This window comes from Acidovorax sacchari (assembly GCF_042847045.1).
Lineage (GTDB): Bacteria > Pseudomonadota > Gammaproteobacteria > Burkholderiales > Burkholderiaceae_C > Paracidovorax > Paracidovorax sacchari.
On record NZ_AP035783.1, the window covers coordinates 4,414,030 to 4,436,474 of the forward strand.

General features: G+C 70.6%; 20 protein-coding genes. 14 read left to right on the forward strand and 6 right to left on the reverse strand.

Translation table 11 applies throughout. From position 1 onward, the window contains the following. Positions 1–123: 123 nt before the first annotated feature. From ACGHC0_RS19535 to apbC, 4 genes are all read right to left on the reverse strand, one after another. The gene (locus tag ACGHC0_RS19535; RefSeq protein WP_368352539.1) at positions 124–2,463 is read right to left on the reverse strand and encodes an FdhF/YdeP family oxidoreductase; all 2,340 of its coding nucleotides are present in this window, start codon (positions 2,461–2,463) and stop codon (positions 124–126) included. 163 nt (positions 2,464–2,626) lie between these two features. Next, positions 2,627–4,147 carry a methyl-accepting chemotaxis protein gene (locus ACGHC0_RS19540; protein WP_368352540.1) on the reverse strand — a complete coding sequence of 507 codons (1,521 nt, stop codon included), beginning with the start codon at positions 4,145–4,147 and terminating at the stop codon, positions 2,627–2,629. Between the two features lie 16 nt (positions 4,148–4,163). After that, positions 4,164–5,810 carry an OFA family MFS transporter gene (locus ACGHC0_RS19545; RefSeq protein ID WP_368352541.1) on the reverse strand — a complete coding sequence of 549 codons (1,647 nt, stop codon included), beginning with the start codon at positions 5,808–5,810 and terminating at the stop codon, positions 4,164–4,166. Positions 5,811–6,005: 195 nt separating this feature from the next. Continuing rightward, complete coding sequence (gene apbC, locus ACGHC0_RS19550; RefSeq protein ID WP_368352542.1) at positions 6,006–7,097, reverse strand: iron-sulfur cluster carrier protein ApbC; 1,092 nt, start codon at positions 7,095–7,097, stop codon at positions 6,006–6,008. 124 nt (positions 7,098–7,221) lie between these two features. Here apbC and ACGHC0_RS19555 point away from each other — a divergent pair, with 124 nt between their 5' ends. The 5 genes from ACGHC0_RS19555 to ACGHC0_RS19575 all read left to right on the forward strand — a co-directional run bounded on the left by ACGHC0_RS19555 (position 7,222) and on the right by ACGHC0_RS19575 (position 13,443). After that, positions 7,222–7,800: a restriction endonuclease gene (locus tag ACGHC0_RS19555; RefSeq protein ID WP_368355671.1), complete on the forward strand. Its 579-nt coding sequence runs from the start codon at positions 7,222–7,224 to the stop codon at positions 7,798–7,800. Between the two features lie 16 nt (positions 7,801–7,816). Further along, a complete protein-coding gene (locus ACGHC0_RS19560; RefSeq protein WP_368352543.1) occupies positions 7,817–9,073 on the forward strand; it encodes a patatin-like phospholipase family protein in 1,257 nt (418 codons plus the stop codon). 89 nt (positions 9,074–9,162) lie between these two features. After that, positions 9,163–10,914, forward strand: coding sequence for a ubiquinone-dependent pyruvate dehydrogenase (poxB, locus tag ACGHC0_RS19565; RefSeq protein WP_368352544.1), 1,752 nt, complete (start codon positions 9,163–9,165; stop codon positions 10,912–10,914). 101 nt (positions 10,915–11,015) lie between these two features. Then, the gene (gene metG, locus ACGHC0_RS19570) at positions 11,016–13,115 is read left to right on the forward strand and encodes a methionine--tRNA ligase (RefSeq protein ID WP_368352545.1); all 2,100 of its coding nucleotides are present in this window, start codon (positions 11,016–11,018) and stop codon (positions 13,113–13,115) included. Positions 13,116–13,125: 10 nt separating this feature from the next. Next, complete coding sequence (locus ACGHC0_RS19575; RefSeq protein ID WP_368352546.1) at positions 13,126–13,443, forward strand: hypothetical protein; 318 nt, start codon at positions 13,126–13,128, stop codon at positions 13,441–13,443. Here the strand turns inward: ACGHC0_RS19575 and ACGHC0_RS19580 are convergent. Continuing rightward, positions 13,428–14,063: a YitT family protein gene (locus ACGHC0_RS19580; protein ID WP_415266515.1), complete on the reverse strand. Its 636-nt coding sequence runs from the start codon at positions 14,061–14,063 to the stop codon at positions 13,428–13,430. The two genes, ACGHC0_RS19575 and ACGHC0_RS19580, sit on opposite strands and share 16 nt — an antisense overlap. Before the next feature lie 95 nt (positions 14,064–14,158). Continuing rightward, positions 14,159–14,728 carry an outer membrane protein assembly factor BamE gene (locus tag ACGHC0_RS19585; protein WP_368352548.1) on the reverse strand — a complete coding sequence of 190 codons (570 nt, stop codon included), beginning with the start codon at positions 14,726–14,728 and terminating at the stop codon, positions 14,159–14,161. A 157-nt stretch (positions 14,729–14,885) separates the two neighbouring features. Here ACGHC0_RS19585 and ACGHC0_RS19590 point away from each other — a divergent pair, with 157 nt between their 5' ends. The 9 genes from ACGHC0_RS19590 (at position 14,886) to ACGHC0_RS19630 (ending at position 22,432) form a co-directional block, all read left to right on the forward strand. Then, positions 14,886–15,089: a DUF3460 family protein gene (locus tag ACGHC0_RS19590; protein WP_019701695.1), complete on the forward strand. Its 204-nt coding sequence runs from the start codon at positions 14,886–14,888 to the stop codon at positions 15,087–15,089. A 73-nt stretch (positions 15,090–15,162) separates the two neighbouring features. Continuing rightward, a complete protein-coding gene (locus tag ACGHC0_RS19595; protein WP_368352549.1) occupies positions 15,163–16,002 on the forward strand; it encodes a segregation and condensation protein A in 840 nt (279 codons plus the stop codon). A gap of 72 nt (positions 16,003–16,074) precedes the next feature. Beyond that, the gene (gene nadB, locus ACGHC0_RS19600; RefSeq protein WP_368352550.1) at positions 16,075–17,664 is read left to right on the forward strand and encodes an L-aspartate oxidase; all 1,590 of its coding nucleotides are present in this window, start codon (positions 16,075–16,077) and stop codon (positions 17,662–17,664) included. A gap of 35 nt (positions 17,665–17,699) precedes the next feature. Then, a complete protein-coding gene (gene bioA, locus ACGHC0_RS19605; RefSeq protein WP_368352551.1) occupies positions 17,700–19,067 on the forward strand; it encodes an adenosylmethionine--8-amino-7-oxononanoate transaminase in 1,368 nt (455 codons plus the stop codon). Beyond that, entirely contained in the window at positions 19,064–19,753 is a 690-nt protein-coding gene (gene bioD / locus ACGHC0_RS19610; protein WP_368352552.1) for a dethiobiotin synthase, read from the forward strand. Before bioA ends, bioD begins: the two co-directional genes overlap by 4 nt. After that, the gene (bioF, locus tag ACGHC0_RS19615) at positions 19,750–20,988 is read left to right on the forward strand and encodes an 8-amino-7-oxononanoate synthase (RefSeq protein ID WP_368352553.1); all 1,239 of its coding nucleotides are present in this window, start codon (positions 19,750–19,752) and stop codon (positions 20,986–20,988) included. Before bioD ends, bioF begins: the two co-directional genes overlap by 4 nt. Then, positions 20,985–21,623, forward strand: coding sequence for a 7-carboxy-7-deazaguanine synthase (gene queE, locus ACGHC0_RS19620; RefSeq protein WP_368352554.1), 639 nt, complete (start codon positions 20,985–20,987; stop codon positions 21,621–21,623). Before bioF ends, queE begins: the two co-directional genes overlap by 4 nt. Before the next feature lie 32 nt (positions 21,624–21,655). Beyond that, a complete protein-coding gene (locus ACGHC0_RS19625; RefSeq protein WP_019702023.1) occupies positions 21,656–22,033 on the forward strand; it encodes a 6-pyruvoyl trahydropterin synthase family protein in 378 nt (125 codons plus the stop codon). A 39-nt stretch (positions 22,034–22,072) separates the two neighbouring features. After that, the gene (locus ACGHC0_RS19630; RefSeq protein ID WP_368352555.1) at positions 22,073–22,432 is read left to right on the forward strand and encodes a 5-carboxymethyl-2-hydroxymuconate Delta-isomerase; all 360 of its coding nucleotides are present in this window, start codon (positions 22,073–22,075) and stop codon (positions 22,430–22,432) included. Positions 22,433–22,445: the final 13 nt, after the last annotated feature.

A 22,445-nucleotide genomic window follows, 5' to 3' on the forward strand; every position in this document is an offset into this window, starting at 1 on the left:
CTGCCGGGCTGCCCCAGGCGCTTGGCGAGGCGCGGCAGGGATACGCCCTGCGGTGCATCGAGTTCGGCAAGTGCCGCGAGCAGCGCAGCAGTGAAATCGTCGTCCGGAACGGTCAAGGCAGGCTCAGACGGCGGCAGGCGCCACTTCGGCGGACGGGCCCGCTGCCGGGGCCTCGGCCCCGGCAGCACTGGGCACCAGCACGACGGGAATGGACTTGGAAGTCGGCGTGCCCGCGTTCAGCGCCACGGACGAGAGCGGCACCAGCGGGTTGGTCTCGGGGTAGTAGGCGGCGAGGTTGCCGCGCGGGATGTCGTAGCCCACCAGCTTGAAGCGGTCGGCGCGCCGTTCCTGGCCGTCGCTCCACACGGTCTGGATATCGACCCAGTCGCCGTCCTTCATCCCCAGCGCGCGGATGTCCTCGGGGTGGATGAAGACCACGCGGCGCTGGCCATAGACGCCCCGGTAGCGGTCGTCCTGGCCGTAGATGGTGGTGTTGTACTGGTCGTGCGAGCGTGTGGTGAGCAGCGTGAACACCACGGTGTCGCGCGTGCGGGCGCGGGCCTGGTGCACCGGCGTGTCCTGCGGCACCGGGTGGGCCACGAAGACGGCCTTGTGCGCCTCGGTGTTCCAGATGCGCTCGCTGGCCGTGTTGCGCAGGCGGAAGCCGCCCGGCACGGCGATGCGCTGGTTGAAGTCCTTGAAGTCGGAGAACACCTGCTCGATCTTGTCGCGGATGCGGGCGTAGTCCTCGATCATCCAGAGCCAGGGAACGCGGCTGCGCGCCCCCAGCGTGGCCGCGGCCAGCCGCGCGACGATGGCGGGCTCGGACAGCAGGTGCCCGGATGCGGGCGGGTTGATGCCCATGGAGATGTGCACCATGCTCATGGAATCCTCCACCGTCACGCCCTGCGGGCCGGCGGCCTGCATGTCGATCTCGGTGCGGCCCAGGCAGGGCAGGATCAGGGCCTCGCGCCCGTGCACGATGTGGCTGCGGTTGAGCTTGGTGGTCACGTGCACCGTGAGGTCGCAGCGCTGCAGCGCCTTCCAGGTCTCGTAGGTGTCCGGTGTGGCCGCGGCGAAGTTGCCGCCCAGCGCGAAGAAAACGCGCGCCTTGCCGTCCAGCATGGCACGGATGGCCTCCACCGTGTCCACGCCGGGCTCGCGCGGCGGCTCGAAGCCGAAGACCTCCTGCAGGCGGTCCAGCAGCGCGGCCGGGGGCTTTTCCCAGATGCCCATGGTGCGGTCGCCCTGCACGTTGCTGTGCCCGCGCACGGGGCACGGCCCTGCGCCGGGGCGGCCGATGTTGCCGCGCAGCAGCAGCCAGTTGACGATCATCTGGATCGTCGCCACCGAGTGCATGTGCTGGGTGATGCCCATGCCCCAGCAGGCGATGACGCTGCGGGCCTGGCGATAGACCTCGGCGGCGGCGCGGATCTGCGCCTCGGACAGGCCCGACTCCTGCTCGATGAGCGCCCAGGACTCGGCGCGCAGGTCAGCCAGCAGCGCCTCGATGCCCGTGGTGTGCTCCCGGATGAAGGCATGGTCCAGCACGCCGCCCTCGCGGTCCTCCACCTCCACCAGGTGCTTCATCATGCCCTTGACCACGGCGAGGTCGCCGCCCACGCGCACCTGGAAGTAGTGCGTGCTGATCGGCGTGGAGCCCAGGGTGGCCATCTCCATCTTGTTCTGCGGATCCGCGAAGCGCTCCAGGCCGCGCTCGCGCAACGGGTTGAAGCTCACGATCTGCGCGCCGCGCTTGTGGGCCTCGCGCAGTTCGCCCAGCATGCGCGGGTGGTTGGTGCCGGGGTTCTGGCCGAAGATGAAGATCGCGTCGGCCTGCTCGAAATCCTGCAGCGTGACCGTGCCCTTGCCCACGCCGATCTGCGGGCGCATGGCGCTGCCGCTGGGCTCGTGGCACATGTTGGAGCAGTCGGGGAAGTTGTTCGTGCCGTATTCGCGCACGAACAGCTGGTAGAGGAAGGCGGCCTCGTTGCTGGCCCGGCCGGAGGTGTAGAAGATGGCCTGGTCGGGGTCGGGCAGCGCGTTCAAATGCCGGGCGATGAGCGCGAAGGCGTCGTCCCATGCGATCGGCACGTAGCGGTCGCTCGCGGCGTCGTACACCATGGGATGCGTGAGCCGGCCCTGGTCTTCCAGCCAGAAATCGCTCTGCGCGGCCAGCTCGGCCACCGTGTGCCGCGCGAACAGCTCGGGGCCGGCGCGGCGCGCCGTGGCTTCGGCCGCCACGGCCTTGGCGCCGTTCTCGCAGAACTCGAAGGTGGAGGCATGGTTGCGGTCCGGCCAGGCGCAGCCGGGGCAGTCGAAGCCGTCGGGCTGGTTGGCCGAGAGCAGCGTCTTGGCGCCCTTGAGGGGGATGTCCTGCCGCAGCAGGGTGTTCTTCACGCTGTTGAGCGCGCCCCAGCCTCCCGCCGGGCCTTTGTAGAACTCGATTTTCTGTTCGCTCATCGTGGTCTCCTTGGAATGCAATCATCGCGGATGGATGAAGCACGGCCGCCCGCATCGCGCCGGACGCACGGCCCACAGGCTACGCCGGAGGCCCAGGCCCTTGCAGGCGCCGGGTTATCGCAGCGCGGCGAATGGCCGCCGGCAATGCAACGGGGCCGCGCGCTCATGCGGGCGTCCTGAATTTCGCGGCCGCGTCGGCCAGCCCCGCCGCCTGCTCGCGCATGCGCAGCGCCGCCGCCGCGGCCTGCTCGACCAGGGCCGCGTTCTGCTGGGTCATCTGCTCGATGCGGCCCACGCTGTCGTGGATGCCTTCGATGCCCTGGCTCTGCTCGCTGCTCGCCGCGGCGATGCCCTCGATGAGCCGGGTCACGTCGCCGATGGAGCCGGCAATCCCCTGCATGGAGGTGCGCGCAGCATCCACCAGGCCGCTGCCGCCGTCCGCCCGCTCCACCGAGGCCGCGATCAGCGTGCGGATTTCCCGCGCGGAGCCGGCAGAGCGCTGCGCGAGCGCGCGCACCTCCGCCGCCACCACCGCGAAACCCCGGCCCTGCTCGCCCGCGCGCGCGGCCTCGACGGCCGCGTTCAGCGCGAGGATGTTGGTCTGGAAGGCGATGCCGTCGATGATGCCGATGATGTCCTGGATGCGGTGGGCGTCCTCCCGCATGCCGGCCATGGTCTGCACGACGCGTTCCACGGCCTCGCCGCTCTGCGCCGAGGCCTGCGAGACTTCGCCCATGAGGCCGTTCACCTGCCGGGCATGCTCGGCGTTCTGCGCCACGGTGGCGGTGAGCCGCTGCAGCGCCGAAGCCGCGGCGTTCAGCTCGCCCGCCTGCCGCTCGGTGCGCGAGGCCAGGTCGCCATTGCCTTCGGCGATCTCGCGCGTGGCCACCCGCAGCGACTCGGCCCCCTGGCGCACCTGCGTGACCAGGCCGGTGAGGCCCACGCCGATGCCGTTGATAGCCTGCAGCATCTGGCCCACCTCGTCCCGGCGATCGACGTGCATCTGCGTGGTGAGGTCGCCCGCGGCCACGCGCTGGGCCGCGGAGCAGCCCTCGGCCACGGGCCGGGTGATGCCGCGCCGCGCGAGGGCATACACCACGGCGGCGACCACCGGCGGCAGGAACACCGAGACCGCGAGCCAGGCAGGCTGCAGGGGCGGCAGCAGCGCCCATGCCACGGCGCCGATCGCGTACTGCGCGACCACCACCGACAGCGCCAGCCGCGCCGCCGCGCCCAGCGCGGGGATGCCGCTCACATCCAGCCCGACATAGAGCACGCCCACGACCTGGCCTGCCGCATCGCGGACGGGGTCGTAGCGTGTGAGGTTCTGCCGGCCGAACACCGTGGCGTAGCCGGCATAGGAGCGCCCCGCGGCCAGGGCGCGGTAGGCGGGGTGGGAGCGGTCCAGCAGCGTGCCCACGGCCCGCTCGCCGTCCTGCTTGCGCACCGACGTGGCGATGCGCACGAAGTCGTCACCCTGGCGTGCGAACACCGTGGCGCGTACGCCGGTCTGGGCCGTGAAACGGTCGACGGCCGCGAAGTCGCCGTTCAGGACGCGGCCGCCGCAGCGCAGCACGGGCGGCTGGCCCGCGGACGCGGGCTGCAGATCGAAACCGCCCTGGTGGACCGCGGCGAAGTCCCGCGCCGCCGCGCGGATCCGCCGTGCGAGGCTTCCGGGCAGCATGCCGGCCCCCTCGCCTTCAGTGGAAGAACTTGGCCGCGCTCACCAGGGTCTTGTAGATGCCCCAGGCCAGCGGGATGCCCACGGCGGCCCAGGCGAAGGCGACCAGCGCCGGGCTGGTGGTGCCGCCGCCCGCGACGGCGCCGGTGCCCACCTCGGCTGCCACGGCCTTCTCGTGGGCGAGCTTCTTCTCGTGGGCCAGCTCCTCGTCGCTCATGAACCACTTGTCCGCCAGGGGGCGCACCATCAGGTTGGCGATCAGGCCGATCACCAGCATGCCCACGAGGATGTACATGGTCTGGTTGTAGACCTGCTCGCGCGGGATACCCAGGCCCAGCTGGTACTCGCGCATGTAGTTCACCACGACCGGGCCCAGGATGCCGGCGGTGGCCCAGGCGGTGAGCAGGCGGCCGTGGATGGCGCCCACGAACTGCGTGCCGAACAGGTCGGCGAGGTAGGCAGGCACCGTGGCGAAGCCGCCGCCGTACATGGACAGGATGATGCAGAAGGCGCCCACGAACAGCAGCTTGCTGCCCGCACTGGCGGAGCCCGGAATGCTCGCGTACAGCAGGCCGCCCAGCACGAAGAACACCACGTAGGTCATCTTGCGGCCGAGCTTGTCGGAGAGGCTGGCCCAGAAGAAGCGGCCGCCGATGTTGAACAGCGACAGCAGCGCGGTGAAGCCGCCGGCCACGGCCGCGATGGCGGCGAGCTGCCCCTTGTCGAGTTCGCCGAACTTCGCGGGCACATTGATGAGCGAGCCGCCGAAGACTTCCTGCAGCATGGGCGAGGCCATGCCGATCACGCCGATGCCCGCGCTCACGTTCATGCACAGCACGATCCACACGAGCCAGAACTGCGGGATGCCCCAGACGCGCTTCACGTGCACGTGGCGCTGCGTGATCATCGCGTTGGCGGAGGGCGGCGGGGGCGTCCAGCCTTCCGGCTTCCAGCCCGTGGGCGGCACGCGGTAGCCCAGGGCGCCGGCCATCATGAAGACGAAATAGATCAGCGCCATCACCACGAAGGTCTGCATCACGCCGACATCGGTCGGGGTGGAAAAGGCCTTCATGAGGTCCACCGCCAGGGGCGAGCCGATCATCGCGCCGCCGCCGAAGCCCATGATGGCCATGCCGGTCGCCATGCCGCGGCGGTCGGGGAACCACTTGATGAGGGTGGACACCGGCGAGATGTAGCCCAGGCCCAGCCCGATGCCCCCGATCACGCCGGAGCCGAGGATCATGAGCCAGAACTGGTGCAGGTAGATGCCCAGCGCCGACAGCAGCATGCCGCCGCACCAGCACAGGGCCGAGACCACGCCGGCCTTGCGCGGGCCGGCGCGCTCCAGCCAGCCGCCCCAGATGGCCGCAGAGCAGCCGAGGAACACGAAGAAGAGCGTGTACATCCAGCCCAGGGTGGCCACGCGCCAGTCGCAGCCCGTGGCGAACAGCTCGGCGAAGAAGCTCATGTCCTTCGGGCAGGCGGTCGCGCCCGTACCTGCGGTGGACAGCGCCTTGGAAAGGGGGAGCCAGAAGACCGAGAAGCCGTAGGCCATGCCGATGCACAGGTGGATGGCCAGCGCGGCCGGCGGCACCAGCCACCGGTTGAATCCCGGCCCCGCGATGATCCGCTCCTTGTCCAGAAAACCTGGTCGTGTGTTCGCCATGCCCGCTCCTTACTCAGCAAGGTTGTTATGTTCCGCGCAATGAAAAATCCGGAAATAGTTACCGGAAGCGCGGAGTTTCAACGCTGCGATTGACGCGCGTCAATAGATCAAGTCAGCAAAAGCAATTGACTTTTTCTACTGAACTTGCCATCAACGAAGAGGCTTGCGCGGTACCGCGGGAGCGGCGCCTCCGGCTCAGGTGTCCTTGCTGACCGCGATGGTCGGGAACTTCGAGGAAAAATCCTTGGCTTGCGCCCCGATCTTCGCGGCCACCTCGCGCGCCACCCGGCGGTAGATGTTCGCCACCTCGCCGTCCGGTTCCGCCACCACGGTGGGGGTGCCGCTGTCGGCCTGCAGGCGGATCTGCAGGTCCAGCGGCAGGGCGCCCAGGTAGGCCATTCCGTTCTCCTCGGCCATGCGGCGGCCGCCGCCCTCGCCGAAGATGTGCTCGACATGCCCGCACTGGCTGCACACGTGGGCGGCCATGTTCTCCACCACGCCCAGGATGGGCACGCCCACCTTCTCGAACATCTTGATGCCCTTGCGCGCATCGAGCAGCGCGATGTCCTGCGGCGTGGTCACGATCACGGCGCCCGTGAGGGGCACGCGCTGCGAGAGGGTGAGCTGGATGTCGCCGGTGCCCGGGGGCATGTCCACGACCAGATAGTCCAGGTCCTGCCAGTTCGTCTGCCGCAGCAACTGCTCCAGCGCCTGGGTGGCCATGGGCCCGCGCCAGATCATGGCCTGGTCGGGCTCCACCAGGAAGCCGATGGACATCACCTGCACGCCATGGTTGCGCAGCGGCTCCATGGTCTTGCCGTCGGTGCTCTCCGGCCGGTCCGCGATGCCCAGCATCATCGGCTGGCTGGGGCCGTAGATGTCGGCATCGAGCACGCCCACGCGCGCGCCCTCGGATGCCAGCGCGAGGGCGAGGTTGGCGGCCGTGGTGCTCTTGCCCACCCCGCCCTTGCCAGAGGCGACGGCGATGATGTTGCGCACCTGCGGCAGCACCTGCACGCCGCGCTGGACCGCGTGCGCGACGATGCGCGTGGCGATGGTGGCGGACACCCGCTCCACGCCCGCCACGGTACGCGCCGCGGCCTCCAGTTCGCCCGCCAGGGCGGCTTCCAGGCTGCGGGCCGGGTAGCCCAGTTCCACGGTGAAGGACACGGCGCCGCCGTCGATGCGCAGGTCGCGCAGCGCGCGCGTGGAAACGAAATCCTTGCCCGTGTGCGGATCGCGTACGCTCGCGAGCGCCGCGAGTAGCGCCTGTTCAGTCACTGCCATATCGGTAAATCTCCTTGGGGCCGGGTAGTCTATTCCCTGCCCTCCACCCTCACGGGCCGCAGGACAATGCCGCGGTTTTTCGTTTTTTGCCTTTGATGAGGATTGCCGTTCCGTGAAACTGAAGATGGCCCCCAACTCGCTTTTCGCCATCCTGCTGCGCTCGCCGTGGTGGGTGAGCTTCCTCGCGGCGGGCGCCATCGCCCTGGCCTGCGGGGCGCTGCTGCCGGCGCACGTGGCGCCGTTCGCGGCCGTGGGCGTGCTGCCCCTGGTCGGCGTGGGCAGCATGGCGGCCTGGCGGCAATGGAACGCCCCCAGCGCCGCGCGCCTGCAGGCGGCGCTGGACGAGGCCGGCGCCCTGCCCTGGCGCACCCTGGCCGACCGGCTCGAGCGAGCCTGGCTCGCCGAGGGCTACACCGTCCAGCGGCTGGCCGGTGGCGCGGCGGACTTCCGCCTCGACAAGGGCGGGCATTCCGTGCTGGTGGGCGCCCGCCGCTGGAAGGCCGCCACCCACGGCGTGGAGCCCCTGCGCGAACTGCAGGCCGCGGTCCAGGCGCAGGATGGCGCCTCGGGTGCCTACCTCGCGCCCCTGGGCGCCGTGAGCGATGCGGCCCGCGATTTTGCGCGCAGCCACGGGCTGGACATACTGGACGGCCCCGCGCTGGCCACCCTGCTGCTCAAGGCCCCGGCCGGCACGGGCCGCTGAAGCGGCCGTCCCTCCCATGGCAGCCGCGCCGTCCCGCACCGCCGCACAGCGCCCGGCCGGCCTCGTGCTCACGGGCGGCGGCGCACGCGCGGCCTACCAGGTGGGCGTGCTAGAGGCCATCTCCGACCTGCGCAAGGCCTGCGGCGCGGGGCGCGAGGCCAACCCCTTTCCCATCATCACCGGCACGTCCGCCGGGGCCATCAACGCCGCCGCCCTGGCCTGCGGGGCGGACCATTTCGACCGGGCCGTGCGGCGCATCGCCCACGTATGGAGCGGCTTCCACGCGCATCAGGTCTATCGCGCGGACTCGCTGAGCGTGATGCGCAGCGGGGCACGCTGGCTCACCCTGCTCTCGCTGGGCTGGGCACTGGCCCGCTGGCGGCGGATGCGCCCGCGCTCGCTGCTGGACAACGCGCCCCTGGAGCAACTGCTCGCCCGGCTGGTGCCGCTCTCGCGCCTGCCGCGCCTGGTCCGCGCGGGCCATGTGCAGGCGCTGGCCGTCACGGCATCCAGCTACACCTCGGGCGAGCACATCACCTTCTTCGAGGCCGCCGACTCGCTCGCGCCCTGGCAGCGGCAGCAGCGCCGCGCGGCACGCGGCCGCATCACCCATGCCCACCTGCTCGCCTCGTCGGCGATCCCGTTCGTCTTTCCGGCCACCGCGCTGGAGCTGGACGGGCGGACCCAGTTCTTCGGCGACGGCTCCATGCGCCAGTCCGCGCCGATCGCGCCGGCCATCCACCTGGGCGCCGGCCGCGTGCTGGTGATCGGCGCGGGCCGCATGCACGAGCCGGCCGGCGACCTGTCCACGGAGGCCGTGCCGGCCTACCCGACGCTCGCCCAGGTGGCGGGGCACGCGCTGTCCAACATCTTCCTGGACGCACTGGCGGTGGACGTGGAGCGCGCACAGCGCATCAACCAGACCCTGTCGCTGATTCCACCCGAAGCGCGGGCGCTGAGCCCGCTGCGGCCGCTGGAGCTGCTGGTGATCGCCCCGTCGCAGCGGCTGGACGCGCTGGCGGCCCGCTACGTGGGCGACCTGCCCGCCCCCGTGCGCACCCTGCTGGGCGCCCTGGGCGTGACCGCCAACGAACGGGACGTGCGCGGCGCCGCGCTGGCGAGCTACCTGCTGTTCGAGCCCGGGTACACGCGCGAACTCATGGCGCTCGGCCGGCAGGACGCGCTCGCGCGCCGCGCCGAAATCTGCCGATTTTTCGGCTGGCACGACGCGGGCCAGCCGGTCCGGGGCCCGGTGCGGCAGCCCGTCCGCTGAAAGCGAAAACGTCCGACATTCAGGGTTTACACCCATGGCGCCAGCGTACCTAGAATGACCTGACCGCAACTTCCAGGGAGTTCCTGGCAATGGGCATTTTCGGTTCCTCCAAGGCGAAATCCGTGGCCGACCTCCTGGTCGAGACCCTGGCGCATGCCGGCGTGCAACGCATCTGGGGCGTCACCGGCGACAGCCTGAACGCCATCAACGACAGCCTGCGCCGGCACGGCGGCATCGAATGGATGCACGTGCGCCACGAGGAGGCCGGCGCCTTCGCCGCAGGTGCCGAAGCCCAGGTCACGGGGCGGCTCGCCGTGTGCGCGGGCAGCTGCGGTCCGGGCAATCTCCACCTCATCAACGGGCTCTACGACTGCCAGCGCAACCACCAGCCCGTGCTGGCCATCGCCAGCCACATCCCCTCCAGCGAGATCGGCCTGGGATATTTCCAGGAGACCCATCCGACCGAGCTGTTCCGCGAATGCAGCCATTTCTGCGAGATGGTGCAGGACCCGAAGCAGCTGCCCGAGGTGCTGCACCGCGCGATGCGCACCGCCATCGGACGGCACGGCGTCGCCGTGATCGTGCTGCCCGGCGACGTGTCCACCCTCGATGCGCCGGAGGGCGCCCGGCCGGACTTCGCGCCGCCGGCCGCCCCGCGCCTGCTGCCGGACGAGGCGGCGCTCTCGGAACTCGCAGCGCTGCTGAACGGCTCACAGGCCGTGACCATCCTCGCGGGCGCCGGCACCGCCGGGGCGCACGACGAGGTGGTGGCCCTGGCGAAAGCCCTGGCCGCGCCGGTCGTCCACGCCTTCCGGGGGAAGGAGCACGTGGAATGGGACAACCCGTTCGATGTCGGCATGACCGGCCTGATCGGGTTCTCGTCCGGCTACCACGCGATGCGCGAGTGCGACACGCTGCTCATGCTGGGCACTGACTTTCCGTATCGCGACTTCTACCCGGAAGATGCGGCCATCGTGCAGATCGACCGCGACCCCGGCGCGCTGGGCCGGCGCGCGCAACTGCGCCTGGGGCTGGTGGCCGACGTGCGCGAGGCCGCCGCCCTGCTGGCTCCGCTCATCCAGCCGGGCCGCGACACCGGCTTTCTCGACAAGGCGCGCGAGCACTACCAGGCGGCGCGCAAGGACCTGGACGAACTCGCGTCGCCGCGCGCGGGCGACGAGCCGCTGCACCCGCAGTTCGTGGCGGCCACCCTCGACCGGCTGGCAGCCGACGATGCGGTCTTCACCTTCGATGTCGGCACGCCCGCGATCTGGGCCGCCCGCTACCTGCGCATGAACGGCCGGCGGCGGCTGCTCGGCTCCTTCAACCACGGCTCGATGGCCAACGCGATGCCGCAGGCGCTCGGCGCGCAGGCCGTGCGGCCCGACCGCCAGGTGGTGTCGATCTCCGGCGATGGCGGCCTCGCCATGCTGATGGGCGACATGCTGACGGCCGTGCAGATGAAGCTGCCGATCAAGATCGTGCTCATCAACAACGGCGTACTCGGCTTCGTGCAGATGGAGCAGAAGGCTGCCGGCTACCTCGACACCAACGTCGCGCTGCAGAACCCGGACTTCAGCGCCATCGCGAACGGCATGGGCTTCCTGGGCCTGCGCGTCGCCCGCTCGGACGAACTCGAGCCCGCCCTGGTGCGGGCCCTGGCCCACGACGGCCCCGCCCTGGTGGACGTGCGGGTGGACCCGATGGAGCTGTCGATGCCGCCGAAGATCAAGGCCGCACAGGTCAAGGGGTTCAGCCTGTATGCCGCGCGGGCGGTCATGAACGGCCGGGGCGACGAGATCGTCGAACTGGCGAAAACCAACCTGCTGCGCCGCAGGTGACGGCGGCCGGCGCGGCGCCGGACCGGGGAGGCTCTTAAAATCATCCGTTGCGCCCGGAGCCCTCCGCCCGGGCCGCACTCCCCTCAGAAAGCCCGCTCCCGATGCCCGCACGCAAGATCTTCGTCACCACCGCCCTGCCGTACGCCAACGGCAACTTTCACATCGGCCACATCATGGAATACATCCAGGCCGACATCTGGGTGCGGTTCCAACGCATGCAGGGCGCGGAGGTGAACTTCGTCGGCGCGGACGACACGCACGGCGCACCGATCATGATCGCCGCCGAGAAGGCCGGCAAGACGCCGCAGCAGTTCGTGGCCGACATCGCCGCGGGCCGCAAGCCCTACCTGGAGGGCTTCCACATCCGCTTCGACAACTGGCACAGCACGGACGCGCCCGAGAACCACGAGCTCGCCCGGCAGATCTACCGCGATCTGCAGGCCGCGGGCCTCATCGAGACGCGCACCATCGAGCAGTTCTTCGACCCCGAGAAGAACATGTTCCTGCCGGACCGCTTCATCAAGGGTGAATGCCCGCGCTGCCACGCCAGGGACCAGTACGGCGACAACTGCGAGAACTGCGGCGCGGTGTACGCGCCCACCGACCTGATCGAGCCCTACTCCGCCCTCTCCGGCGCCAAGCCGGTGCTGAAAAGCTCCGACCACTTCTTCTTCCAGCTCTCCGACCCGCGCTGCGTGGCCTTCCTGCAGGAATGGACGCAGGACGGCCGCCTGCAGCCCGAGGTGGCCAACAAGGTCAAGGAATGGTTCTCGGTGCGCACCAACCCCGACGGCACCACCAGCGAAGGCCTGGGCGACTGGGACATCAGCCGCGACGCGCCCTATTTCGGCATCGAGATCCCCGACGCCCCGGGCAAGTACTTCTACGTCTGGCTGGACGCGCCCGTGGGCTACCTCGCCTCGCTCAAGAACCTGCTCGAAAAGCGCGGCCAGAGCTACGACGACTACGTGGCCGATCCACAGCTGGAGCAGTACCACTTCATCGGCAAGGACATCGTCACCTTCCACACGCTGTTCTGGCCCGCGATGCTGAAATTCAGCGGCCGCAAGACGCCGGATGCGGTCTTCGTGCACGGTTTCCTCACCGTGAACAACGGCGAGAAGATGAGCAAGAGCCGCGGCACAGGTCTCGACCCGCTCAAGTACCTGGGCCTGGGGATGAACGCCGAGTGGCTGCGCTACTACCTCGCGGCCAAGCTCAACGGCCGCAACGAGGACATCGACTTCAACGCCGAGGACTTCATGGCGCGGGTCAACAGCGACCTGATCGGCAAGTTCGTGAACATCGCGAGCCGCGCCGCGGGCTTCCTCACCAAGCGCTTCGGCGGCAAGCTCGGCACGCCCGATGCCGACGGCGCGGCGCTGCTCGATGCCCTGCGCGCACAGGCCGGCGCCATCGCCGAGGCCTACGAGCGGCGCGACACCGCACGTGCCGTGCGCGAGACCATGCTGCTGGCCGACCGCGTGAACGAGTACGTGGATGCGCGCAAGCCCTGGGAACTCGCCAAGCAGGAAGGCCAGGAGGCCGCGCTGCAGGCCGCCTGCACCACCTGCATCGAGGCCTTCCGCCTGCTCACGCTCTACCTCAAGCCCGTGCTGCCGGCCCTGGCGGCACAGGTGGAGGCGTTCCTGAACGTCCAGCCACTCACGTTCGCCGATGCGCCCGCCCTGCTGGGCGAGGGCCACGCCATCGGTGCCTACCAGCACCTGATGCAGCGCGTGGACATCAAGCAGCTCGAGGCGCTGTTCGAGCCCCCGGCTGCGGCTGCCGCGCCCGCAGCGGCAGCCGCAGCCGATGCCGATGCCGGAGCGGACGCACCGGGCGGCGAAACGATTGCTCCCACCATCACCATCGACGACTTCGCGAAGATCGACCTGCGCATCGCACTGATCGTGAACTGCGAGCCGGTCGAAGGCTCCACCAAGCTGCTGCGCCTCACGCTCGACGTGGGCGAAGGCCGCCACCGCAACGTCTTTTCCGGCATCGCGAGCGCCTACCGCCCCGAGGAACTCGTGGGCAAACTGACCGTGATGGTCGCCAACCTGGCTCCGCGCAAGATGAAGTTCGGCGTCTCCGAAGGCATGGTGCTCGCGGCCAGCCACGGCGACGAGAAGGCGCACCCGGGCATCCATGTGCTGAATCCGTGGCCGGGGGCGACCCCGGGCATGCGGGTCCGCTGACGAGACGACCATGTCCGTCCGACCACACGGGCCGTGCGCCCTGCTGCGGCTGGCCTTGCCGGCAGCACTGGCCATGCTCGCCGGCTGCACGGTGGTGAGCGTGGCCTCCACGGCCGTCGGCGTCACCGCGAGCGCCGTGGGCCTCGCGGCCGATGCGGCCATCGGCACGGTGAAGATCGTCGGCAAGGGCGTGGGCATGGCGGCGGATGCCGTCACGGGCGGCGACTCCGACAACAGCGGCATCCACATCCGCGAGTCGATCCGCCCGGCCCCGGTACAGGCCGCCCCGGCAGCGCCGTATCCCGTCGCGCCCTATTCCCCCACGTAGCGCCCCGGCCGGTGGCTGATCCAGAGGAACACGCTCATCACCACCGCCGCCAGCACCGAATAGCCCACGCGCTCGGGCGGCACCACGAACAGGGCCAGCGCCAGCACGGTGCAGTCGATGGCCATCTGCACCTTGCCCGCACGGATGCCGTGCCGGTTCTGCAGGTACAGCGCGACGATGGTGGCCCCGCCCAGGCTGGACTTGTGCCGGGCCAGGAACAGGCAACCCGTGCCCAGGAGCAGGCCGCCCAGCACCGCAGCGAACAGCGGATCGAGGTAGTCCACGTGCATCACGTGCGGAAACATTTCGGTGAGCAGCGACAGCAGGGCCACGCTCAGGAAGGTCTTGATGGTGAACTCCCGCCCCATGCGGGTCCAGGCGAACCAGTAGAAGGGCAGGTTGACGGCGAAGAACAGCTTGCCGAAGGACACATCCGTCAGGTAGTGCAGCAGGAACGCGATGCCGGCCGTGCTCCCGATGAGCAGCCCGGCCTGCCCGAACAGCATCAGGGCCATGGCCACGAACAGGGTGCCCGCGACCAGCGCCTGGGCATCCTCGTAGCGGCCATGCCGCAGCGAAGGAACGGGAACCGGAATGGGGTCGGGCGGCGTGGACGGCATGGCAGGCAGGAGCGGCGGGAGGTGCAGAAGTGGATGTGCAGAAGGCATGCAAGCGGCGGGCCAGCGGCTTGCTGCGGCACCTCCACCGCGCGGGCTCAGCGGCCGTCCTGCAGCTCGGCCGTGCTGCCGCTGCGCAGCACGCGCCCGCGGAGGTCGAAGGTCACGGTGAACACCATGGGCTGGGTGCCGCCATCGTTCCAGCGCCAGTCCCAGACCGTCTCGCCCTTGCGTTCGAAGGTCATCATCTTCGCCGGCTTGCCGAGGCGGCGGCGCACCTCCTCCATGAGCATGCCGGGGACGATGGTCTCGAACACGTGCGGTGCGAGCACCTGGCGCAGCGCGCTCATGCGGCCATCGGGGCCGATGGTGATCATGTAGTTCTGGTGCCCGGCGGGCTGGCGGTTGTATTCGAGCGTGCGCGCGCCGCCGGGCTCGTCCCAGATGCGCTCCGGCTCGCCGAAGCGGGCGCGCACGTCGGCCTCGGTCGAGACGCCCTCTTCCAGTTCGCTGATGCGCTGGGGGTCGCAGGCGGCAAGCAGCCAGAGCGCCGCGCCGCCCGCGGCGGCGACGGCCAGCGCGCGGCGGCGTGCGGGGGAGGCAGGCCCGGGAAGGCCGGACAGGGTCAGGGAATGGGGTGGGGATGCAGGGGACAGGACAAGCGTCATCGATAAGGGGGAAAAGGCGAGCACGCGCCAGGCGCGGAATGCAGGGTGACGTGCGGCCCCGGCCACCGGAGCGGCGGGGAACACCAGCCGGAAATGGTAGCCGCGTCCGGCCCCCGGTAAAATCTCCGGTTGTTACAAAGACTCCGATTCGCCTGCCATGTCCTTCTTCCGCCGCCCCGACTACCAGTCCGACGCCACCCAGTTCATCCAGAAGCTCAAGTCCGACCGGCCCGAACTCGACGCCCAGCAGGTGGCGGGCCGCGCCCTGCTGTGGGACAAGCAGGTGGACCGCGACATCTGGGAGGAATACGGCGAAGCCCGCGTGGCCCAGAAGCCCTACGTGTACCAGACGCAGGGCTGACCGCACAGCCCATGGAACGGCCGGCATGCCATCGATCGGCGGACGGCCCGGCCCAGCCGGATGAAGGCAGCGCATGAGCGCTGACACCGTGGACTCCCCGCCGCACGCCGGTGACGCTGCGCAGGACGCCGCCGGCGATGCCGTGGCCCGGCTCTACGGAGAGCCCCTGTTCGCCCTGCCGCAGGACCTCTACATCCCTCCCGATGCGCTGGAAGTGTTCCTGGAGGCCTTCGAGGGGCCGCTGGACCTGCTGCTCTACCTCATCCGCAAGCAGAACTTCAACATCCTCGACATCCCGATGCTGGATGTCACGCGGCAGTACCTCGGCTACGTGGACGAGATCCGCAGCCGCAACCTGGAACTGGCGGCCGAGTACTTGCTGATGGCGGCGATGCTCATCGAGATCAAGTCGCGCATGCTGCTGCCGCCCAAGAAGCAGGAAGGCGCGCAGGAGCCGGAAGACCCGCGCGCCGAACTGGTGCGCCGGCTGCTGGAATACGAGCAGATCAAGCTCGCGGCGGCCAACCTGGGCAGCGCTCCGCAGTACGGACGCGATTTCCTGCGCGCGCAGGTCCACATCGAGCAGAGCCTGGTGCAGCGGTTTCCCGATGTCCATGTGGCCGACCTGCAGGAGGCCTGGCGCGACATCCTCAAGCGCGCGAAACTCGTGCAGCACCACCGCATCACCCGCGAAGAGCTGAGCGTGCGCGAGTACATGAGCGCCGTGCTCAAGACGCTGCAGGGCCGGCGCTTCGTCGAGTTCGAGGAACTGTTCGACCCCTCCAAAGGCTCCACGGTGCTCGTGGTGACCTTCATCGCCCTGCTGGAGCTGGGCAAGGAAACGCTGATCGAGATCACCCAGGCGGAAGCCTTCGCACCCATCTACGTGCGCCTGGCCTACACCCCGGTGTGAACCGCCGCCGCGGCACCGCCTTGCGGCGGACAGCGGCCCCTTCGACTTCCATCCCTTCCGAACCGCATCCGCATGGCCTCCTTCGACTACGACGTACTCATCATCGGCAGCGGCCTCGCAGGCCTGTCCACCGCGCTGCACCTCGCCCCCACGCACCGCGTGGCCGTGCTCACCAAGCGGGGGCTGGGCGACGGCGCCAGCGGCTGGGCCCAGGGCGGCATCGCCGCCGTGCTGGCCGAGGGCGACACCTTCGATGCCCACGTGCAGGACACGCTCGTGGCGGGCGCGGGGCTGTGCGATCTCGCCGCCACCCGTGCCGTGGTCGAGGGCGCACCACAGGCCATCCAGTGGCTGCAGACCCTGGGCGTGCCGTTTTCCGAGGAGGCGCCGGGCCGGCTGCACCTGACGCGTGAAGGCGGCCATGGCGCCCGGCGCATCGTGCATGCCACCGATGCCACCGGCGCGGCCGTGCAGCGCACCCTGCTGGACGCGGTGCGCGCCACACCCGGCATCACCCTGCTGGAAGAGCACACGCTGGTGGACCTGATCACCGCCCGCAAGCTCGGCCTGCCCGGCCCGCAGCGCTGCCTGGGGCTCTACGCGCTCGACGAGGCCACCGACACCGTGCACACCTTCCGCGCACCGCATACCGTGCTGGCGACGGGGGGCGCGGGCAAGGTGTACCTCTACACCAGCAACCCGGACACGGCCACGGGCGACGGCATCGCCGCCGCGTGGCGCGCAGGCTGCCGGGTGCAGAACATGGAATTCATCCAGTTCCATCCCACCTGCCTCTACCATCCGCAGGCCAAGTCGTTCCTGATCAGCGAAGCGGTGCGCGGCGAGGGCGGGCGCCTGCTGCGGCCCGACGGCACGCGCTTCATGCCGGCGCACGACGAGCGGGCCGAACTCGCACCGCGCGACGTGGTCGCCCGGGCCATCGACTTCGAGATGAAGACCCACGGTCTCGACTGCGTGCACCTGGACATCTCGCACCAGAGCCCGGAATTCCTGCAGGCGCACTTCCCGACCATCCTCGCGCGCTGCGCGGAACTGGGCATCGACATCACGCGCCAGCCCATCCCCGTGGTGCCCGCCGCCCACTACACCTGCGGCGGCGTGCTCACCGACCTCGCGGGGCGCACCGACCTCGCGGGCCTGCATGCCATCGGCGAGACCGCCTGCACCGGCCTGCACGGCGCCAACCGCCTGGCGAGCAACTCGCTGGTGGAGTGCATGGTGTTCGCGCGCGCGGCGGCCGATGCGATCATGGCCGCGCCCGGCGGCGGTGCAGCGGTGCCGGCGCTCCCCGCCTGGGACGACAGCCGCGTGACCGATGCCGACGAGCGCGTGGTCATCTCGCACAACTGGGACGAGCTGCGCCGCTTCATGTGGGACTACGTGGGCATCGTTCGCACCGACAAGCGCCTGGAGCGTGCCGCGCACCGCATTGCGCTGCTGCAGGCGGAAATCGCCGAGTTCTACGCGAACTTCCATGTCTGCCGCGACCTGCTGGAGCTGCGCAACCTCGTGCAGGTGGCCGAACTCATCGTGCGCTCGGCCCAGCAGCGGCGCGAAAGCCGCGGCCTGCACTACAGCCGCGACTGGCCCGCCATGGCCGCGCCCGCGGCCCCCACCCTCCTCGTGCCGCCGGTCCGCTGACCGGCGCCGGCCCTTTTTTTCGTTCCTGGAGACGCATGGTCCGAGACGACAACCCCCTCGCCGCCCGCAGCATCGCCAGCGTGTGGCATCCCTGCACCCAGATGAAGCGCCACGAGGCCGATCCACCCGTGGCCATCGCCCGCGCGGCCGGCCCCTGGCTGGAAGGCGAAGACGGCCGCCGCTACCTGGACGGCATCAGTTCGTGGTGGGTCAACCTTTTCGGCCACGGGCATCCGCACATCCGCGAGGCCATCGCCGACCAGCTGGCGCGGCTGGACCACGTGATGCTGGCGGGCTTCACGCACGCGCCGGTGGTGGAGCTCTCCGAGCGCCTCTGCGCGCTCACCGGGCTCGGACATGCGTTCTACGGCAGCGACGGCTCGGCCGCCACGGAGATCGCGCTCAAGATGAGCGCGCATTTCTGGCGCAACCACGGCCGTCCGGAGAAATGCCGGTTCATCGGCCTGGCAGGCGGCTACCACGGGGAGACCGTGGGCGCGCTCGCGGTGACCGACATCGGCCTGTTCCGCGAAGCCTACGCGCCCCTCGTGCGCCTGGGCGCCACCGTGCCCAGCCCCGACGCGCGCAACGCCGTGGCCGGAGAGGACGCCGCCGCCGTGGCGCGCCGCGCCGCTGCCGCGCTGCAGGCCTGGCTGGAGGAACACCATGCCACCACCGCCGCGCTCATCGTGGAGCCACTCGTGCAGTGCGCCGCCGGCATGGCGATGCACGACGCCGAATACCTGCGGCAGGCCCGCGCGCTGTGCGACCACCATGGCGTGCACCTCGTCGTGGACGAGATCGCGACCGGCTTCGGCCGCACCGGCACGATGTTCGCGCACCAGCAGGCGGGCATCCGGCCGGACTTCATCTGCCTCTCCAAGGGCCTGACGGGCGGCACCCTGCCGCTCTCGGCCGTGCTCACCACCGATGCGGTATATGCCGCGTTCTACGACGACGACGTGGCGCGCGGCTTCCTGCATTCGCACTCCTACACCGGCAACCCGCTCGCCTGCCGCGCGGCGCTGGCCACGCTCGACCTGTTCGCGCAGACCGATGCGCTGGCGCGCAACGCACGGCGCGCACCGCTGTTCCACGCGGCCTTCGCACCGCTCTCGGCACATCCGCGCGTGCGGCACGCCCGCCACCTCGGCATGCTCTGGGCCTGGGACGTGGAAGGCACGGCCGCCGACTTCGCGCGCCGCTACCACCGCCACGCGATGGCGCGCGGCCTGCTGCTGCGGCCCATCGGCCGCACCCTCTACGCCATGCCGCCCTACGTGCTGGACGACGACGCCATCGCGCACCTGGGCCGGCAGGCGCTCGCGGCGCTGGACGCCACGCTGGCCGAAGAAGACGGCGCGCCCGCCACGGCGCCGGCCGCCGAAGGGAGCCTGCCATGATCGGCTGCTTCGTCACCGGCACCGACACCGGCGTGGGCAAGACCCTGGCCAGCGCCGGCCTGCTGCACGCGCTCGCGCGCCACCATGCGCGCGTGGTCGGCATGAAGGCCATCGCCGCGGGCGCGGAACCCATCGGGCCCGGCGGCGTGCTCGCCAACGAGGACGTGCTCGCGCTGCGCGCCACATCCACGATCCAGGTGGCGCCCGCGCTGGACAACCCCGTGCTGCTGCCCGATCCGCTCTCGCCGCACATCGCCGCGCGGCGTGCGGGCACGCGCATCGACATCGCCGCCATCGTGCATGCCTATGGCGCGCTCGCCGCACAGGCCGATGCCGTCGTGGTGGAAGGGGCCGGCGGCTTCCACGTGCCCCTCTCGGACACGGAAACCGGCGCCGACCTGGCCCAGGCACTCGGCCTGCCCGTGGTGCTCGTCGTGGGCCTGCGCCTGGGTTGCCTCAGCCACGCGGCGCTCACGGCCGATGCCATCCGCGCGCGCGGATTGCCCCTCGCCGGCTGGATCGCCAGCCGCATCGACCCTGCCATGCTGGCCGCGGAGGACAATATCGCCTGGCTGCGCCAGCGCCTGCAGGCGCCCCTGCTCGCCGACATCCCCCACCAGCCACAGCCCGACCCGCGCGCCACGCCGTTCACGCTGCCCGACTCCTGGACCACGCCTTCCGCATGACGACCTTTCCCTTCGCCCCCTCCTGGCTCGACGAACTGCCCGCCCGCCTGGCGGAACTCGACGCCGTCCACCTGCGCCGCCGCCGGCGCGCGGTGCGGCCGCTGCAGGGTGCACACCTGGACGTGGACGGGCTGCCCATGCTGGCCTTCTGCAGCAACGACTACCTGGGGCTGGCCGGCCATCCCGCGCTCACCGATGCCGCCTGTGCGGGCGCGCGGGAATTCGGCGTGGGATCGGGCGGTTCGCCGCTGGTGAGCGGCCACAGCCAGGCCAATGCCGCGCTCGAGGCCGACCTCGCGCGCTTCGTGCAACTGCCCCGGGCGCTCTACTTCTACGCCGGCTACGCGACCAACATCGGCATCGTGCCGGCGCTCGTGGGCGCGGGCGACGCGATTTTCTCGGATGCGCTGAACCACGCCTGCCTGATCGACGGGGCACGCCTTTCTCGCGCCACCATCCACCGCTACCCCCACGGCAACCTTGCCGCGCTGGAGGCACTGCTCGCGGCCAGTCCCGCACGGCGCAAGCTCGTGGTCAGCGATGCCGTCTTCAGCATGGACGGCGACGTGGCCGACATCCGCACGCTGCATGCCCTCTGCGAGCGCCATGACGCCCTCCTGCTGCTCGACGATGCCCACGGCTTCGGCGTGCTCGGCCCGCAGGGCCGCGGCGCCCTCGCCGAGGCGGGCCTGACCGGGCAGCGGGCATCGCAGCGCGTACTCTACATGGCCACGCTGGGCAAGGCGGCAGGCGCCGCCGGGGCCTTCGTGGCCGGCAGCGAAGTCCTCATCGAATGGCTGCTGCAGAAAACGCGCAGCTACATCTTCGCCACTGCCGCACCCGCGCTGCTGGCGCGCACGCTCCAGGCCAGCCTCGGCCTCATCGAGCGCGGGGATGCCCTGCGCGCCCATCTCGATGCCCGCATCGCGCAGCTGCGCGCGGGCCTCGCGCCCGTGCTGCAGGACACGCACTGGGAACTGGGCACGTCGCGCACGGCCGTCCAGGCGCTCGTGATCGGTGCCAACGACGAAGCTCTGGCCGCCATGGAAGCGCTGCGCGCGCGCGGCCTCTGGGTGCCCGCGATCCGGCCGCCGACGGTGCCGGAGGGCACGGCGCGGCTGCGCATCGCCCTCTCGGCAGCCCACACCGAGGCGGACGTGGCACGGCTCGTGGATGCACTGGCCGACATCGCCCCCACTGCCCGATCCACACTGCCCCAGGAGGCCGCCGCATGACCTACAGCGTCAAGGAGATCTTCTACACCCTGCAGGGCGAAGGCGGCCAGGCCGGCATGCCCGCCGTGTTCTGCCGCTTCGCCGGCTGCAACCTCTGGAGCGGACGCGAGGAAGACCGGAGCACCGCGGTGTGCCGTTTCTGCGATACCGATTTCGTCGGCACCGATGGCACGCTGGGCGGCAAGTACGCGCAGGCCGACGCTCTGGCCGACGTGATCGCCGCGCAATGGCCGGCACACGACGCCGACCACCGGCTGGTGGTGCTGACCGGCGGCGAGCCGCTGCTGCAGCTCGACACCCCGCTCATCGGCGCGCTGCACGCCCGGGGCTTCCGGATCGCGGTGGAAAGCAACGGCACCGTCGCCGCCCCGCCCGGCATCGACTGGCTCTGCGTGAGCCCCAAGGCCGGCACGCCCTGGGTGCAGCGCGCGGGCCAGGAACTCAAGCTGGTCTGGCCCCAGCCCGGCTTCGACCTTGCGGAACTCGAAAGCACCACGCACTTCGAGCACCGATTCCTGCAACCCATGGACGGGCCCGAGCAGGCCGCGAACACCGGCCTGTGCATCGCCGCCTGCATGGAGCAGCCCGCCTGGCGCCTGAGCCTGCAGACCCACAAACTCACGGGCATCCGCTGAAGCGGCGCCCCTTTCGCCTTCGTCTCCCGACCATGCTGTTCACCGTCCACCAACGCTTCTTCTTCGACGCCGCGCACACGCTGCAGCGCGAAATCGAAGCCGAAGGCAGCCGCCGCATCCACGGCCACACCTACCACGCGGAGATTTCCGTCACCGGCCCGCGCCATCCTGCCACGGGCATGGTGATCGACCTGGGCCATCTGCGCGCGCGCTGCGCCCAGCTGCGCGAGCGCCTGGACCACCACCTCCTCGACGAAGTGCCGGGCCTGGGCCCCGCCACGCTGGAGAATCTCTGCGTGTTCATCGCCGACGCGCTCGGCGACCTCGATCCGCCGCCCAGCCGGGTGCGGGTGTGGCGCGAGGCCGTCGGCGACGGCTGCGTGCTCGACCTGGCACGCCCGCGCGGCTGACCCTTTTCCGTCCCCTTCCTTCAAAGCCCCTGCGACGCCATGCCCCATCTCGTCATCGAATACAGCGACAACCTGCGCCCGTTCCCCGAAGCGCAGGTGCTGGAGGCGGTCAATGCCTCTCTCACCTCCAGCCCCGAAATCCTGGCCGAATCCGACCTCAAGAGCCGCTTCGCCACCGCCGAGCGATTCGCCATCGGCACCCAGCCGGCCGGGCGCGCCTTCGTCCATGCGCAACTGCGCCTGCTCTCCGGCCGCACGCCCGAGGCCAAGCAGGACCTCGCCGGCCGTGTCGGCGCGGTCCTGCGCGAACACACGCCCAGGCCTGCCGGGGTGATGGTCCAGCTCAGCGTCGAGATCGTGGACATGGACCGTGCGTCCTACGTGAAGGAAAAGCTCTGAAGTAGCCTTTCCG

Excerpts from the sequence above, each read along its gene's own strand:
- ACGHC0_RS19535 (WP_368352539.1), bottom strand. The coding sequence starts at position 2,463 with ATGAGCGAACAGAAAATCGAGTTCTACAAAGGCCCGGCGGGAGGCTGG.
- ACGHC0_RS19540 (WP_368352540.1), bottom strand. The coding sequence starts at position 4,147 with ATGCTGCCCGGAAGCCTCGCACGGCGGATCCGCGCGGCGGCGCGGGAC.
- ACGHC0_RS19545 (WP_368352541.1), bottom strand. The coding sequence starts at position 5,810 with ATGGCGAACACACGACCAGGTTTTCTGGACAAGGAGCGGATCATCGCG.
- apbC (WP_368352542.1), bottom strand. The coding sequence starts at position 7,097 with ATGGCAGTGACTGAACAGGCGCTACTCGCGGCGCTCGCGAGCGTACGC.
- ACGHC0_RS19555 (WP_368355671.1), top strand. The coding sequence starts at position 7,222 with ATGGCCCCCAACTCGCTTTTCGCCATCCTGCTGCGCTCGCCGTGGTGG.
- ACGHC0_RS19560 (WP_368352543.1), top strand. The coding sequence starts at position 7,817 with ATGGCAGCCGCGCCGTCCCGCACCGCCGCACAGCGCCCGGCCGGCCTC.
- poxB (WP_368352544.1), top strand. The coding sequence starts at position 9,163 with ATGGGCATTTTCGGTTCCTCCAAGGCGAAATCCGTGGCCGACCTCCTG.
- metG (WP_368352545.1), top strand. The coding sequence starts at position 11,016 with ATGCCCGCACGCAAGATCTTCGTCACCACCGCCCTGCCGTACGCCAAC.
- ACGHC0_RS19575 (WP_368352546.1), top strand. The coding sequence starts at position 13,126 with ATGTCCGTCCGACCACACGGGCCGTGCGCCCTGCTGCGGCTGGCCTTG.
- ACGHC0_RS19580 (WP_415266515.1), bottom strand. The coding sequence starts at position 14,063 with ATGCCGTCCACGCCGCCCGACCCCATTCCGGTTCCCGTTCCTTCGCTG.
- ACGHC0_RS19585 (WP_368352548.1), bottom strand. The coding sequence starts at position 14,728 with ATGACGCTTGTCCTGTCCCCTGCATCCCCACCCCATTCCCTGACCCTG.
- ACGHC0_RS19590 (WP_019701695.1), top strand. The coding sequence starts at position 14,886 with ATGTCCTTCTTCCGCCGCCCCGACTACCAGTCCGACGCCACCCAGTTC.
- ACGHC0_RS19595 (WP_368352549.1), top strand. The coding sequence starts at position 15,163 with ATGAGCGCTGACACCGTGGACTCCCCGCCGCACGCCGGTGACGCTGCG.
- nadB (WP_368352550.1), top strand. The coding sequence starts at position 16,075 with ATGGCCTCCTTCGACTACGACGTACTCATCATCGGCAGCGGCCTCGCA.
- bioA (WP_368352551.1), top strand. The coding sequence starts at position 17,700 with ATGGTCCGAGACGACAACCCCCTCGCCGCCCGCAGCATCGCCAGCGTG.
- bioD (WP_368352552.1), top strand. The coding sequence starts at position 19,064 with ATGATCGGCTGCTTCGTCACCGGCACCGACACCGGCGTGGGCAAGACC.
- bioF (WP_368352553.1), top strand. The coding sequence starts at position 19,750 with ATGACGACCTTTCCCTTCGCCCCCTCCTGGCTCGACGAACTGCCCGCC.
- queE (WP_368352554.1), top strand. The coding sequence starts at position 20,985 with ATGACCTACAGCGTCAAGGAGATCTTCTACACCCTGCAGGGCGAAGGC.
- ACGHC0_RS19625 (WP_019702023.1), top strand. The coding sequence starts at position 21,656 with ATGCTGTTCACCGTCCACCAACGCTTCTTCTTCGACGCCGCGCACACG.
- ACGHC0_RS19630 (WP_368352555.1), top strand. The coding sequence starts at position 22,073 with ATGCCCCATCTCGTCATCGAATACAGCGACAACCTGCGCCCGTTCCCC.